Source organism: Weissella cibaria KACC 11862, from assembly GCF_000193635.1.
Classification (GTDB): domain Bacteria; phylum Bacillota; class Bacilli; order Lactobacillales; family Lactobacillaceae; genus Weissella; species Weissella cibaria.
Window position 1 is genome coordinate 1 of the sequence record NZ_AEKT01000015.1, and the last position, 14982, is coordinate 14982.

The window sequence follows — 14982 nt, forward strand, 5'->3', positions numbered from 1 at the left end:
TTTTTTATATATTAATTAACGGAACAATGCCGTCGTGTAATTCATGAAGCGTTCCAAGTAGAACGGTTCATCAACGGCCACAGCTGCAAAGTTATTCTTGTGTGGATCACGCAAACGGGTTGGATCACCAATTGTACGCCCATCTTCATGCGTCACCATCATATTCAATGGCAACAACGTTACCAAGTTAGGGTCAACGGCCACACCAACGGCCAATGGGTCGTGCAAAGCTGCCCCAGCTTTGTTGATATCCAAGTCGTAGTAGGCATCAATGTAGTAATCAAAGATATCTGCGAAGACACGACCCTTTTCAGTACCCAAATCACGCCAAACTTGTGTTTCTTTCTTTGTTAACAGTGTTTGCAAAGTAACATCAAGACCAACCATCACCAAGTGCTTAGCATGCTTGAACACATAATCAGCTGCTTCAGGGTCTTGATTAATGTTGGCTTCAGTATAAGGCGTCACATTTCCAGGCACGACCAAAGCACCACCCATTAGTGTCACGTTACCGATCAAGTTTTCGATTTCAGGATCCTTTTGATAAGCTTCAGCCAAGTTAGTCAATGGACCAGTTGGTACGATTACCAAGTCATCAGCATACTTGTGTGCCGATTCAATAATAAAATCGACCGCCGTTTGTGATGACAAAGCTGTCGTTGGTGCAGGTAGTGCCACATCCCCAATACCATTCTTACCGTGAATATCCATTGATACTTGCATCGTCTCAAAGCTATCCGTTGTCGATGAATGCGCTGCCCCGATAAAGACCGGAACATCCGTACGACCCAATAGTTCAAGTAGCTTCAGTGTATTTTCACCTGCCGTCGTCACTTGTGTATTTCCAAACGAAGACACAACACCAATCAAATCTGAATCTGGCGTGGCCAAAGCATATGCCAAAGCCAAGGCGTCATCTACACCAGTATCCAAATCCAAAATCATCTTTTTCTTTGCCATCATATAACCCCTTTATAAAATAAAAGCACTGCTCTAAATCATTATTAGAACAATGCTGTTACTGTCAAAATATATTAGTCGACCGTGCGGTGGAAACGGTTCTTGAACAATGGAGAAACCGCTTGGTTCTCATTGATTCGCTTAATCGCTTCACCAATCAATTCAGCAGTCGTAACTTGTACCAACTTAGGGAACTTCTTCTCTTCTGGCAAGTTAATTGAGTCAGTTACGATCACCTTCTCAAAGACTGAGTTTTGCAATGTATCAACGGCCTTACCAGAGAAGACAGCGTGCGTTGCCACGACATAGACTTCAGCAGCCCCTTCGTCCTTCAACTTTTGGGCACCTTGTGAAATCGTACCACCAGTATCAATCATGTCATCAATCATGATGGCGCGCTTACCCTTAACATCACCAATGATGTTCATGATTTGCGCAACGTTCGCCTTTGGACGACGCTTATCAATAATGGCAATTGGTTCTTGTGAACCCAACAATTCAGCCAAAGCACGTGCACGCGTCACACCACCGTGGTCTGGTGACACAACGACAGTATTATCATCGGCAATTCCTGACGTAATCAAGTAATCAGCCAACAATGGTGCACCCATCATGTGATCAACAGGAATGTCGAAGAACCCTTGGATTTGCGCAGCGTGCAAATCCAAAACCAAGACACGCGTTGCACCAACCATCTCAAGCATGTTGGCAACCAACTTCGCTGAGATTGGCTCACGTGAACGAGCCTTACGATCTTGTCGTGCATAACCATAGTATGGCATAACAACGTTGATTGACTTTGCGCTTGCACGACGCAATGCATCAATCATAATCATTAATTCCATCAAGCTATCATTAACGGGCGCTGACGTTGGTTGGATAACGTATACGTTATCGCCACGTACTGACTCTTCAATGTTAATTTGAATTTCTCCGTCACTAAATCGTGCAATGTTGATTTGTGACAATTCCACGCCAATTGAAGCGGCAATCTTTTCCGCCAAAGGCTGATTGCTGCTCAATGAAAAAATCTTCAAATGCGGATCCGCATAGGTCGCCATGTTGCCCTCCATAGACACATCACTGTGTTCCTCAAGTGTTCAATAGTTACATTGTACAGTTTTTTTCAGTATTCTTCAACGAATATCCCATCTCAGTTCCCGAAGGTTTTCACATATTCTTCTAATTTCGTTAGCAATGTGTACAAAAAAGCCGGATCAGAAAGACTCTGACCCGACCTATTGATTATCTCATTTACTTATCAGCTAAGAAAGCGTCAAACGCTGCTTTTGCTGCCCGCTTTGCTGATTCCGTATCATCAAACTTCTCATGCAATGGTGTGCGGTTCCAGAAATCAAACTTTGTAATTTGACGCGAACGCGCAATACCCATCGCGTGCGTTGGCACGTCGTCAGTAATCGTTGAGCCAGCCGCAATAAAGGCTTCTGCGCCGATATTAACCGGTCCAACAATCTTTGAATTTGAGCCGATAAAGGCGCGATCACCAACGTTTGAGTGCCACTTGTGCAAACCATCATAGTTAACGAAGATTGAACCGGCACCGATATTAACATCCTCACCAACCGTCGCATCACCAAGATATGACAAGTGACCCATCTTTGAGCCCTTACCCAAATGCGCCTTCTTAACTTCCGTGAAGTTTCCAGCGTGGGCTTCAACATCCAAGAATGCTGCCGGACGCAAGTGTGCAAATGGCCCAACTGAAGCGCGTTCGCGAACTTCCGCTTCCTCAAAGTGTGAAGCATCAACTTGGGCACCATCTGCCACAATTGAATCAACCAAGCGTGAACCTGATGTAATCAAGACATTAGAACCAATAACCGTCTTACCCTTCAAGTAGACATTTGGCTCAATAATCGTATCGTGGCCGATCGTCACATCAACATCAATGTACGTGTTGGCCGGATCAATCAATGTGACCCCGTTACGCATGTGCATCTCATTAGTTCGATCACGTAATACCTTGTTTGCCCGGGCCAAAGCGACACGGTCGTTAACACCCATTGATTCATCAAAATCATCCATAACAAAAGCGCCAACCGTGTGACCAGCGTTACGCAAAATTTCCAACGTATCAGGCAAGTAATACTCACCTTGGGCGTTATCATTTGTCACTTGCTTCAGACTCGCAAACAACAATTGGTTATCAAACACATAGACTCCAGTGTTGATTTCATCGACAGCTGCCTCTTCAGGCGTGGCATCCTTTTGTTCAACAATGCGAACCACGTTGCCGTTTTCATCACGAATAATGCGACCATAACCCGTTGGGTTAGGTGCCTTCGCTGTCAAAACAGTTACGGCATTACCTGATTGCTCATGGAAATCAAACAACTTGTTAAACGTGTCCACCGTAAACAAAGGTGCATCCCCTGAACCAATCAACGTCATACCAGCTGCATCACCCAATTGTGGTTCCGCCATTTGAATGGCATGACCAGTCCCAAGCTGTTCTGCTTGTAGAGCAAATTCTGATCGTCCAGCCAACGTCGCTTCAACTTGTTCAGCCCCGTGACCAACAACCGTCACAATTTTTTCTACGCCAGCCTTTTGAGCAGTTTCCAAAACCAGCTCAACCATTGGCTTACCACCAACTTCGTGCAAAACCTTTGGCAAGTCTGACTTCATGCGAGTTCCCTTACCAGCGGCCAAAATAATAACAAAGCGTTGCATGTTTTTTACTTCCTACCTCATTAATCTGCAGATGAAATTTCAGCTGGTGAGCCTTCACCGTAAATTTCTTCAGCATAGTTTCCAGCTTTAACCTTGATGATGCCGTCATCCTTGTTGGTATCAACATGCACCAATGATGTGTACTTATCAATCACACGGTGCTCAACGCGACCTTCCGCAACAACAGCGACACCAACAACTTGGCCTTCAAATTCCTTAACCAAAGATGCCATACCACGAATTGTACCACCAGCCTTCATGAAATCATCAACAATAAGGACACGTGATCCCATTGGTAATGAACGTCGTGACAATTCCATCTTTTCAAGCCGTTGTGATTGTCCAGTCACATAGTTAACAGACATCGTGGGACCTTCCGTCACCTTAGTATCATTACGGACAATCACAAATGGTACATTCAATTGTTCCGCAACAGCCTGTGCAACCGGCACACCCTTTGTAGCAGCTGTCATCACCGCATCAATTGGTTCACGCAAATATTGTGTCGCAATCAAACGACCAATGCGTTGCAAGAACCAAGGTTGTCCTAGTAAGTCAGACAGATAAACATACCCACCAGGCAAGACACGGGTCTCATCGTCAATCGCGTTAACTAATGAGGCGACGAAATCAGCAGCTTCAGATTCAACCATGTATGGCGTAAAGCGTGCGCCACCAGCTGCCCCAGGAATTGTTTCCAGCAAACCAATGCCGCGCTCGTGAAATGTGCGCTTCAAAATCGTCAAGTCTTCTGAAATTGATGACTTGGCACTTTCATATAATTCTGCAAATTGCGTCAATGAGACCAAAGTGCGTGGTCGTTCTAACAAGTAACGGGTCATATCGACCAATCGATCACTACGACGTGTTTTCATATTTCTAAACCTCGAACGTTCGGTAATTTTTATAATTATAGCTTTAGTATAACACGTCCGTTCATATAAAAAATCAAAAACAGCTTTAAAACCGAAGACAAACAAAAAACGCTGCCTCTTTGGCCAGCGTTTTTCGGACGTTCGGCTTTTACAAGTTAAACGTTTTAACCTATTGCCATGAAATTGCGCGCTCTTCACCATCGACACGAGCACCTAATGCGAGCTCATTAATAGCTGGATCATCAAATACTGGCAGCATCTCTGCGAATGTATTTGGCAGCACGTAAGTCCCGTCAAGCAGTTTTTCACGCGTCGTCCAAAAAATTTCACCTTCCCGGCCCGAATGAATGGCACCACTATACGACGTTGTTTTGTACAAGAAGACAATATAGCGCGCGCCATTTTCTAAGGGCCATTCCTTAATACCCATTAACTGAGGCGCTTCAATTTCTAACCCGGTTTCCTCACGCGCTTCACGAAAAACCGATTGGGTCACCGTTTCACCTACTTCAACGTGTCCGCCGGGAAAAGTCACCCCTGGCCACTTTGGATTTTGACGGTCTTCAACCAAGACTTCATGTGTCACCGGGTTTTCAATCATAATCATGTTCGTTAATTCAATCGGGGTATACCGTTCTGCCATTTAACTGTCTCCTTATCGCAAAAAGGCACACACCGTTAATAGTGTGTACCTTTTTTAACTCTATTTAGTCTAACGAATTAGCCCTTGAAGACCCATTCGTTGCCATCCTTGGCCAACAATTCATCTGACGCAACTGGTCCCATTGAACCTGAAACGTAATTAGGGAATTGTTCACGAGTTGCATCCCATGCTTCTTGAATAGCATCAACGAACTTCCAAGCAATTGCCACACCGTTCCAGTCGGCAAAGTTAGATCCGTTACCGTCCATTGCGTCGTGAATCATACGTTCGTATGGTTCTGGCGTCAACTTCTTGTCTTCGTCTGAAACTGTCCAGTTCAAGTTAACAACACGCGTCAAGAATTCTGAGGTCACGTCCTTGGCGTTAATCTTGAATTCGATACCACCCTTAGGATCAATCAAAATAGTCAAAACTGGGTTTGCCAATTTAACGTCACCACCGAAGATGTTCAAGCCCTTCTTGAAGACGACATCCACACGCGTTGACTTAGCAGCCAAACGCTTTCCTGAACGGATGTAGAATGGCACACCTTCCCAACGAGGCATCTCAAATTGCAACTTACCAGCCACAAATGTGTTGTTTTGTGAATCAGCTGGCACGTCCATTTCATCCAAGTACTTCTTTTGCGTACCATCAGCAGACTCGCCGTATTGACCACGCACAAAGTTTTCAGCAACTTCTTCACGGTTGTAAATCTTCAATGAGTTGAAGGCAGCATTCTTAGCGGCACGAATATCTGTGTCCTTAAATGATGCTGGCTTCTCCATTGCCAACCAACCAATGATTTGCATCGTGTGGTTTTGGATCATATCACGCAAAGCACCGGCTGTATCGTAGTAACCAGCACGCTCTTCAACACCCAAAACCTCTGACAACGTGACTTGCACGTTTTCGATGTAATCCTTGTTCCAAGCCGCATCAAACAATGGGTTTCCAAAACGGACAGCCGCAATGTTTTGAACCATTTCCTTACCAAGGTAGTGGTCGATACGGAAGATTTGGGCATCATCAAAAGCTTCTGACAATTCATTTTGCAAATCTTCAGCAGTTCCAAATGATGTTCCAAATGGCTTTTCAATCATCAAACGGTTATACTCACCGTTCTCAGTAATCAAACCTTCTGACTTCAAATACTTGGCAACTGTTCCAAAGAAACGTGGGGCAACTGACATGTAGAAAATGCGGTTACCCTTCAAGCCGTACTTAGCATCCAATTCGTTGTTCAACGTCAACATATCTGCATAAGCAGCTGAATCCGTAATATCTTGTTGGATGTAGTAGAAGTGTGAAATAAACTCTTCAGCATTCGCTTGGTCTTCGACGAAGTCAGCAATTGATTCGCGAACCATCTCGTGGAACTCTTCTGTCGTCAATTCTTGACGAGCCGTTCCAATAACGGCGAAGTGTTCTTGCAAGAAGCCCTTCTTGAACAAGTTGTATGTTGATGGGTACAACTTACGCTTAGCCAAATCTCCAGTTCCACCGAAGAATGTCAACAATGTTGTAATTTCTGCAGGCACGATGAATGCTCCTTTACTCTCAAAAAATCAGTTTCATTTCGTATTTCATAATACCAGCATCTCACTACCGGTACCTTTTACAAACATTATAAACTTTTTTACACAAATATGCTACAAAAATGTAAAACGCTTACATTGTGATTTTTCTGATTATTCGGACTCAGATGAGAAGAATTGCGTTGCCCTGACTGCATTTCGCCAGCCATTTAACAACGTTGCCCGTCGTTCCGCCGTCAAACTTGCTGTAAATTGACGTCCCTGTGGCACATACTGCTCTAAGTCTGACAAGTCTTGCCAATAACCAACTGTTAGACCGGCTAAGAACGCGGCCCCAAGTGGTGTCGTATCTTCATCAATTGAGCGCTCTACTTGAATATCAGCGACATCTGCCTGGAATTGCATCAAGTACGGATTACGTGAAACCGTTCCATCAGCCTTCATTTTAATGACATCATATTTCGACTCAGCTTTCATAATCGCTAAAATGTCCGCCGTCTGATACGCGATGGATTGCAATGTCGCTTTTATGAAATCATTTTTACCCGTACCTCGCGTCATACCGAAGACTGCCCCACGTACTTGAGGATCCCAATACGGTGCCCCTAACCCGTTAAAAGCCGGTACAACATACACTTCATCAGCGTTTTCTGATGCTTCTGCTGCTTGCCAGGCATCCAGCTGTGTTTCAATCAACCCCAACCGGTCATGGAGCCATTGAACAGCGGAACCGGCTGAGAAAATTGACCCTTCCAACGCATATGTGGGGCGGTCCCCCACTTGATAGGCAATGGTCGTGACCAATTGATTGTCGGACATCACTGGTTCATGTCCAGTATTCATCAATAAAAAGGCACCCGCGCCATAAGTATTCTTAATCGTGCCGGGTTCGAGCGCTAATTGACCAACTAATGAAGCATTTTGGTCGCCAATCACACTGGCAATCGGCACCCGACCACCGAAAAATTGCATCGGATTCGTGTGCGCAATCACATCGCTACTCGTGTGAACCTGTGGCAACATGGCTGCTGGAATATTAAACAACGCTAACAATTCAGCATCCCATGCTTGCGTATGAATGTTATATAGCATTGTTCGGGCCGCATTTGATGCATCAGTTGCATGAACTTCACCGTCCGTAAGCTGCCACACCAGCCACGTGTCGACCGTGCCAAATACCAGGTTGCCAGCTTCAGCTTGTGCCTGAGCACCTGGGACATGATCCAATATCCAACGAATTTTGGTCGCTGAGAAGTACGCACTAACCGGCAAGCCTGTCTTGGCACGGATTAACTCATCGTGACCAGCATTATGCCAGGCATCCGCAATACTCTGTGACTGTGTTGATGACCAACCAATGGCGTTATAAATCGGTTGGCCAGTGTGGCGGTTCCAAATTAATGTCGTCTCGCGCTGATTGGCAATACCAATTGCTTTAATCTCATCCCCACGAATTCCCGCATTAATTAATGCATCCGCAATCGCGGTCTGTGCCGTCCGCCAGATATCAAGCGGACGTTGTTCCAACCACCCCGTATGCGGGACGATTGATGTCATGGGAATTGCAGTCGACGTCACGCGTCGTGCATTATGATTAAAAATCACCGCACGCGTCCCCGTTGTTCCCTGATCAATTGCCAAAATATATTCTGGTCGTGTAATAGCCATAATGCGTTCCCCGATTTTATTTCGTTTAAAATTTTTTCACTCCCTATTAGTATATCAAGATGTGAGAATGTGCTACACTTTTCTGCATAGAATAAACGGACAGGCACGGTTACAGTACCGTGCGCGACGTTATATATAGTGGTTACCCACTATGGAATAACGTTAATTACAATTAGTTGTGTCAGCTGACACAATGGAGGATTTTATGGCAATCCAGTCATCACAACAAGATGGCGAAGCGCTCAAACCGCAACACGTTGAGATTAAAGCGCCAATACTCTATATCACCACATTATTCCAATCAACCGGCGCCTCACTCATTTGGCCCATCGCGACATTGTACATGCACAATGTCTTACATGAGACCATGACCATGGCTGGCATGGTCGTGATGGGACTCTCGATTATGATGATGATTGGTAGTTGGGTTGGTGGACACCTATTTGATCGTTGGAACCCTTACAAATCAATCTTAGGCGCTGTCGCCTTAGCAACGGCTATGTTGGCGGCCCTGACTTTTTGGCATTCCTGGCCAGTCTTTGCAATTTTCATGCTAATTCTTGGTTTTGCAGATGGGATTATCTATACCCTCTTAAATTCATACGCGGCTACGATTCAGTCGATTGATTCTCGAAAGGTTTTCAATCTACAATACCTGTTCATGAACGTCGGTGTCGTTGTCGGAACCGCCATTGTCGGCTTCCTATTCAACCACGGCGTGCAATTCGTTTTCGGTGGTGCGACAATCATGTATCTTATTTTCTCGGTCATGGTTTTCCGCTACTTCAACGTCAAGGGACTCGCCGCCCAAGCAACTAAAGACGCTGCTAAGGCCGCCAAGAGCAATTTCAGGACGCCCGTGCTGATTTATGCCTTGCTCGGTTTAGCCTTTTCCCTTTATATGGGATACATTCTGTGGGAAACCGTCGTTGCAACGCACATGACTGATTTGGGGATGACCACTCAAGATTACTCATTCCTATGGACGATTAACGGTATCGTGATTATCGTCGGGCAAGGTCTACTAGACCGCATCATCGAAAAGCTACCATTCCGACTAACCGTCTTAGGTGGAACCGCCTTGTTCGCGGTATCATTCCTATTCTTGATGAACGCGAAGACCTATCCAATGTTCATCTTCACCTTCATGATTTTGACGATTGGTGAAATGTTTGCCAGCCCACAAATGCCTGCTTGGATTGATCACATCAGTGACCCCAACGCCAAAGGACGGGCACAAGGCTTCATGACGATGGCCATCTCACTTGGTCGTGCGGTCGGCCCACTATATGGTGGCTTAATGATTGACGGTGGCTCATACAAAGCCTTGTTTGCCTCAATGTTTGGCATCATGATGCTCTTCGTAGTCGTCACCTTCATTCTCGACCGAGCTTCAAGACGTCGCAAACGACGCCTCGCTAATTAATAACACAAAAAACAACCCCTGCAGCGTATCCGCTGTCAGGGGTTGTTTTTTATCGTCATCGAAAGATTCGTTATTTTAGGAGTTGTTAATTGTGCGATGACCTTTTGAATGTTCCCTCTCACGTGGAACCTATTATTCAGATCACATCACGCAATTTAACTTTTTAGAGACTCTTGAAATCGAAGACCATGCGACCAGTAATCTTGTTGTTGTGCATCGCATCAATCACATCGTTAATATCGCGGATATCAGCCCGCGTCACGATTGGCTTAACCTTACCTTCTGCACCAAATTGGAAGGCTTCCTTCAAGTCTTCACGTGTTCCAACAAGTGAGCCCTTCACTTCAATACCATCCAAGACCGTCTTCACAACATTCAACTGCATGTCACCCTTTGGCAATGCCACGGCAACCAACTTACCCATTGGTCGCAATGACGCAATTGATTGATCAAACGCTTGTGTGTTAACAGCCGTTACCTGTGCGTTGTGTACCCCGCCAACCTTTTCTTGGATAATAGCAGGCACGTCTTCTGTCTTACGGTTGATGAGCAATTCGGCTCCCATTTGACGCGCTGCTTCCAACTTGTCTGGGTTACCATCGACCGCTACCACGTGGGCACCAAACACATTGTGAGCGTACTGGATGGCCAAGTTACCCAAACCACCAGCCCCAACAACTGAAACCCATTGACCTGGCTTTGTTTCGCCGACCTTAAGAGACTTGTACATCGTTACGCCGGCACACGTAATTGATGATGCTTCCATCGGATCAAGACCTTCCGGTACCTTAACCGCATACTTAGCGTTGACGACCACTTGTTGCGCCATTGCGCCATCGACTGAGAAACCAGCATTGCGCACCTTGCGGCAGAACGTTTCATTTCCCGTGTTGCAGTACTCACAGTTTCCACAAGCATCATAGAACCAAGCAATTGACACGCGATCGCCCAACTTCAAGTAATCTGATGCCCCTTCACCAAGCTTCGTCACGATTCCAACCCCTTCGTGCCCAATGACACGACGGAATTCGCGTGGGTTAATCTCATTTGGATTACCGAAATCACCATTGGCGACGTGCAAGTCGGTGTGGCAAAGACCACTGTATTCTACATCAACCAATGCCTCACCAAATCCTAAGGCACGGGGTTGCCAATCATCAATCAAATCTACAAATCCATCTGGCGTTTCACGAACAACTGCTGCTTTCATGTCTAATCTCCTCGTGTTAACAATGACCATTTGTTCTTTTCTTCACAAACATTATTATAACCGAGTCGCTCTCTTTTGCAAGCGCTTTCTTGAAATCTAATCAAGAACTTTTTGTGCGTTTTTATAAATCGGAACCCCAAAAAAGCGCCCTCCCAAATGGCGGACGCTTCACTTCTTTTAAGTTAGTCTAATGCAATAATTTTCTCTGCACTAAAGGCATAAATAAACCGACGTGGCATTGGCTTCCCCATCGCCACCAGTGCCTGTGCATAAACGTTCAATTGGCCTGAATAACGTTGCGTGAGTGTTTCAGCTGCCGTTTCAGGTGTTACCCGATCGGTCTTGTAATCGAACAACCACACCTCATCATCAACTTGGAAATAGCCATCAATAATACCGTGAATCAAAACTTTTTCTGATCCTTGGAAATCCTTGTATAGACGATCTGCATCGAGCAACAGCGAGAACTGCACTTCACGTTGCAAAGAGTCCGCATGGGCGACCATTTGCTTACCTAAGGGCGAATTCGTGAAGAAACGTTCAATCTTAGACAACGAAATCAGATGGGCCACCTTATCCTCGATTAACTCTTGGTCAACCAAATCGGCCACCAATGCGCGCAAGTCAGCCTGAGATGGCGCTCCTGCCGATAGATCAACACGTTGCATAACCAAGTGCGTTGCCGTTCCAATCGCAGCCGATGAAATACGCGTTTCCGCTTCTTGCATAAAGGTCGGCTCCGGTAACGTTTCATCCGTAAACCGCAATCCTGCAAATTCATCCGCTTGAATACGCCCATCCACTAAGCCACGGCCAGCTGCTAAATCTGGATCTTCAAATAAACGTTTAATTTCTGAAACTGACTGGTACGCTGTGGCACGTGTTGCCTCATCAAACTGATAATCAAATTGCAACACCGACCGCCAATCATTGACGATGCCATCCGGCGTGGCACCGGTCTTTTCTGACGTCGCTTCAGACAGCGGCATCGCTTGATAAGCATCAACCAATGCCCGTAAATCGGCCCCATTCACGATTTCTAGCCCAAAATTGAACGGTTGCTTCGGTGCTTTCGTCCGAATCTCACCGAAATCAATGACATCCTTATCATCGTAAGCTGTCAGCACACTTGCCAGTTCAGGCGCCTTGGGATGGCGCATCAAGGCCATCCCCATCAAATCCATAAACGACTTTCCTTCAAGGCGGGCCCACTCTGGCAACATCCATTCCGTGCCGGCTTCAGCTAACGACCACTTATCCCATAGGGCTTTCACACTGTCATACGCCCCCACCATAAACAAGTGTTGTTCAGCACGCGTTAACGCAACATAGAGCACCCGCAATTGTTCGGCGAACGCACCACGAACGCGCGCTTGTTTAACAAATTCGCGTTGTGGCGTTGGTAACTTGAGGTGGTGATCCAAATCAATGTAATCCATCCCAGCCCCGGCTTCAGCATCAAGCAGAATGTCACCCATCGTTTCTCGCTGACTAATCATGCGCCGGGTACTATTCAGGACAAATACAATCGGAAACTCCAACCCCTTCGAGTGGTGAATCGTCATCAATGAGACGCTATCACTCGCCACATTCGCATCCGCTTCACCGAGGTCTTTGTCCTGACTTTGTAGCTGCGTCACATAATTAATAAACTGATACAAACCGACGAAACTGCTCTTTTGGTAAGCAGCTGCTCGTTCATACAATGCATGCAGATTAGCTTGCCGTTGCGGACCAGATGGCAATCCACCGACGTAATCCAGCCACCCTGTTGTGTTATAAATCTGCCACAGCAAATCCACAATTTGGTTTTGAACAGCCAACGCCCGGAAACGCTCCAAATCCACTAGGAAACGTTGCACCGCCGCGATTGTCTCATTGACCTTTGTCTCAGAAACGCCGGCAACGGCAATTGTTAACGCATTATTCGCTAAGGCTTGAACCGCCGTATAGAAATCTTCCGTCATGGCTTGCGTTCGAATTAACGCTAACCCATTTTCATCAACGTTATACAGTGGTGAACGCAATACTGCTGCCAACGGAATATCTTGGTGCGGGTTATCAATCACCTGCAACAAGCTCATCATGACTGAAATTTCAGTCGTTTGGAAATAACTCTCCGCCCCGTTAACAACGATCGGAATGTCCATTTCACGGAACACATCCAAGACATCCAAATTTTGATTCTTAGTTGGCACCAAAACCGTCATATCACTGTATGTCACCGGACGCTTTTCACCGGCTTTACGATCGAATATTTCAAACTTGGTGTCGATTAACTCCCTAATTTTCAACGCCATCATCCGAATTTGACCCGTTGCTTTCGTAAAGCCAAACTCATTCGCGACCTCCGGACCGTCATCAGCTTCATCCGTTGTTGTCCCATCATCTAGGTACACCATCAATTCTGCTTCTTTGGGCAAGTCGGCCGGATAATAATCGGCCCCAGCGACCAATTCTGCTTCGCCCGTATAGTCAACATCACCCAACCCGTCACTCATGATTTGCGCAAAAATAAAGTTGATGAAATTCGTGACGTTCGGTTGCGAGCGGAAGTTTTCTTGCAGTGTAATCACCTTATTGCCTGGCGTTTGTGGATACGTCGCGAGTTTATGACCAAACAAGGTTGGGTCCGCCTGACGGAACTTATAAATCGACTGTTTAATATCACCCACTTGGAACGTATTATCACCGCTCGCAATGAAACTTAAAATCGCTTCTTGTAGTTGATTCGTGTCTTGATACTCATCAACCATCACTTCGTTATAACGTGCACGCAACTCAGCCTGCACTGCCGGTTGGCTGACAATTTGAAGTGCAAAGTGTTCCAAATCGTTAAAATCCAGGACCTTACGGCGTAACTTTTCGGCTAAAAAGGCCTCACGAAAGGCTTGCGTAAATGCGACTAATTCGGTAATCACCTCACCAGCCCCACGCACAGCTAGTTGCATGGCCGCTTCATCCAGGGCAAAAAAGCCCGTTTGTAATGCTTCCAACCGTTCCTTAATCCGTTCACGCTGGGTCTTCACCAGTTCCCAGGCGGCTTTTAGTTCAGGATCATGCTTTGCAGTAAAATTCTTGCGCTTGCCGTCTGCGCCGGTCCCCCAGCCCATCACATCGGCTGACAAAAAGGCCTGGCGCATATCGTCCCAACTGACGGTTGTATCCTGGACAACTTGCAATAACCGTTGGTAGGTATCAGTATCCGTCTGTAAATTTAATAACCGGTTCAAAGCAGGTACTTCATCCATCGTATCGGGCGCTTGGTTCAATAATTGCTCAGCTTGTGTCACTAATGTCTGCAATTCAGACGTCATAATCGGCAACATCTGAGCCTGATAAAACGGCGTCTCAGTCAACGACCCAGCAATTTCATATTGTGCAGCTAAGCCTTCTAACCACGCTGTCGTATCTGGTCGCGCCATGGCAAAGTTGAACAGCGTAAACACCGCCTCTTGCAACGTCCGGTCGTCTGTCGACCCTGAAGCGAATTGCGAAGCAAAACGAGCAAACACTTGGTCCTTGTCATTAGCATAACGTGCCTCTAATAGATCGCCATAGACTTCCATCATCAACAATGTCCGTTCGGCATCATCAGATAGACGGAACTGGGGATCCAAATCGATGGTGTAGTGATATTGTTCAATCAGTCGCAAAGCAAACGCGTGCAATGTTGAAATGTTGGCGACGTTTAACAATCGCAATTGCTTCAACAGGTGTTGTCGTTGGGTGCCCTCCGACTCAGCTAAGGCGCTACGAATTGCACCTTCGAGTCGCTCTTTCATTTCCGCAGCGGCCGCTTCTGTAAATGTCACAATCAAAAACTCATTCACATTTTCGCCGGCTAACAAACGACGGGTCACACGTTCAACCAACACGCGAGTCTTACCGGATCCCGCTGAGGCAGACACCAAAATATTTTCACCGCGTGCCGTAATGGCGGCTTCTTGTGATGCTGTAAAATTCAT

Annotated in this window: 10 protein-coding genes; 1 reads left to right on the plus strand and 9 read right to left on the minus strand. The window is 46.1% G+C overall.

The genetic code is table 11. The annotated features are described in order from the left end of the window. Nucleotides 1–15: 15 nt before the first annotated feature. The 7 genes from ESE_RS0102430 to glpK form a co-directional block, all read right to left on the minus strand. Entirely contained in the window at nt 16–960 is a 945-nt protein-coding gene (locus ESE_RS0102430) for a nucleoside hydrolase (RefSeq protein ID WP_010370695.1), read from the minus strand. A 74-nt stretch (nt 961–1034) separates the two neighbouring features. Next, nucleotides 1035–2021: a ribose-phosphate diphosphokinase gene (locus ESE_RS0102435; protein ID WP_010370699.1), complete on the minus strand. Its 987-nt coding sequence runs from the start codon at nt 2019–2021 to the stop codon at nt 1035–1037. A 193-nt stretch (nt 2022–2214) separates the two neighbouring features. After that, nucleotides 2215–3654: a bifunctional UDP-N-acetylglucosamine diphosphorylase/glucosamine-1-phosphate N-acetyltransferase GlmU gene (glmU, locus tag ESE_RS0102440; protein WP_010370702.1), complete on the minus strand. Its 1440-nt coding sequence runs from the start codon at nt 3652–3654 to the stop codon at nt 2215–2217. Nucleotides 3655–3674: 20 nt separating this feature from the next. After that, nucleotides 3675–4529: a pur operon repressor gene (gene purR / locus ESE_RS0102445; RefSeq protein ID WP_010370704.1), complete on the minus strand. Its 855-nt coding sequence runs from the start codon at nt 4527–4529 to the stop codon at nt 3675–3677. 169 nt (nt 4530–4698) lie between these two features. After that, nucleotides 4699–5172 carry an 8-oxo-dGTP diphosphatase gene (locus ESE_RS0102450; protein WP_010370708.1) on the minus strand — a complete coding sequence of 158 codons (474 nt, stop codon included), beginning with the start codon at nt 5170–5172 and terminating at the stop codon, nt 4699–4701. A gap of 77 nt (nt 5173–5249) precedes the next feature. After that, nucleotides 5250–6713: a glucose-6-phosphate dehydrogenase gene (zwf, locus tag ESE_RS0102455; protein WP_010370710.1), complete on the minus strand. Its 1464-nt coding sequence runs from the start codon at nt 6711–6713 to the stop codon at nt 5250–5252. A 150-nt stretch (nt 6714–6863) separates the two neighbouring features. Further along, nucleotides 6864–8378, minus strand: a complete 1515-nt coding sequence (gene glpK, locus ESE_RS0102460) for a glycerol kinase GlpK (RefSeq protein ID WP_010370714.1) — start codon at nt 8376–8378, stop codon at nt 6864–6866. A gap of 205 nt (nt 8379–8583) precedes the next feature. Between glpK and ESE_RS0102465 the strand changes: the two genes are divergently transcribed. After that, complete coding sequence (locus ESE_RS0102465) at nt 8584–9804, plus strand: MFS transporter (RefSeq protein ID WP_010370717.1); 1221 nt, start codon at nt 8584–8586, stop codon at nt 9802–9804. Between the two features lie 163 nt (nt 9805–9967). Here ESE_RS0102465 and adhP read toward each other — a convergent pair whose 3' ends face one another. Together adhP and addA are read right to left on the minus strand one after the other, a co-directional pair. Continuing rightward, the gene (gene adhP, locus ESE_RS0102470) at nt 9968–11014 is read right to left on the minus strand and encodes an alcohol dehydrogenase AdhP (RefSeq protein WP_010370721.1); all 1047 of its coding nucleotides are present in this window, start codon (nt 11012–11014) and stop codon (nt 9968–9970) included. A gap of 182 nt (nt 11015–11196) precedes the next feature. Then, nucleotides 11197–14982 carry a helicase-exonuclease AddAB subunit AddA gene (gene addA / locus ESE_RS0102475; RefSeq protein WP_010370724.1) on the minus strand — a complete coding sequence of 1262 codons (3786 nt, stop codon included), beginning with the start codon at nt 14980–14982 and terminating at the stop codon, nt 11197–11199.

Bases quoted from the DNA above. Each gene is read 5' to 3' on its own strand.
- addA (WP_010370724.1), bottom strand. From the start codon at position 14,982: ATGAATTTTACAGCATCACAAGAAGCCGCCATTACGGCACGCGGTGAA.
- adhP (WP_010370721.1), bottom strand. From the start codon at position 11,014: ATGAAAGCAGCAGTTGTTCGTGAAACGCCAGATGGATTTGTAGATTTG.
- glpK (WP_010370714.1), bottom strand. From the start codon at position 8,378: ATGGCTATTACACGACCAGAATATATTTTGGCAATTGATCAGGGAACA.
- purR (WP_010370704.1), bottom strand. From the start codon at position 4,529: ATGAAAACACGTCGTAGTGATCGATTGGTCGATATGACCCGTTACTTG.
- ESE_RS0102465 (WP_010370717.1), top strand. From the start codon at position 8,584: ATGGCAATCCAGTCATCACAACAAGATGGCGAAGCGCTCAAACCGCAA.
- glmU (WP_010370702.1), bottom strand. From the start codon at position 3,654: ATGCAACGCTTTGTTATTATTTTGGCCGCTGGTAAGGGAACTCGCATG.
- ESE_RS0102450 (WP_010370708.1), bottom strand. From the start codon at position 5,172: ATGGCAGAACGGTATACCCCGATTGAATTAACGAACATGATTATGATT.
- ESE_RS0102430 (WP_010370695.1), bottom strand. From the start codon at position 960: ATGGCAAAGAAAAAGATGATTTTGGATTTGGATACTGGTGTAGATGAC.
- ESE_RS0102435 (WP_010370699.1), bottom strand. From the start codon at position 2,021: ATGGCGACCTATGCGGATCCGCATTTGAAGATTTTTTCATTGAGCAGC.